The sequence below is a fragment of the Vogesella mureinivorans genome (assembly GCF_007644035.1).
Lineage (GTDB): Bacteria > Pseudomonadota > Gammaproteobacteria > Burkholderiales > Chromobacteriaceae > Vogesella > Vogesella mureinivorans.
Map to the genome: position 1 here is coordinate 1 of NZ_VMTV02001175.1, position 327 is coordinate 327.

The following is a 327-nucleotide window of genomic DNA, read 5'->3' on the forward strand; positions in this document are numbered from 1 at the left end:
GCCAACGACCCGAAGTTCTACGACAAGCTGCCCTACCTGTTCCCGCACACCGATGCGCGCAGCTGGTTCACCGGCAGTGCCCAGGTCGCCGAGACCACGGCCTTCCGCAACGGCACGCTGCAGGTCGCCTACCTGATTCTCGCCGCGCGCGCGCTCGGCCTGGACACCGGCCCGATGTCCGGCTTCGACAACGCGCTGGTCGATTCCACCTTCTTCAAGGACACCGGCTGGCGCAGCAATGTGCTGGTCAACCTCGGCTATGGCGACGCCGACAAGCTGTTCCCGCGCAGCCCGCGCCTGCCCTTCGACGAAGCCTGTCAGGTTCTG

The 327-nt window shown here is 66.7% G+C and carries 1 protein-coding gene; it reads left to right on the forward strand.

Annotation, left to right across the window (positions count from 1 at the left end; genetic code table 11):
* Nucleotides 1-327, forward strand: a 327-nt coding sequence (locus tag FLQ44_RS23385; protein WP_147696236.1) for a malonic semialdehyde reductase, incomplete at both ends; no start/stop codon positions are given.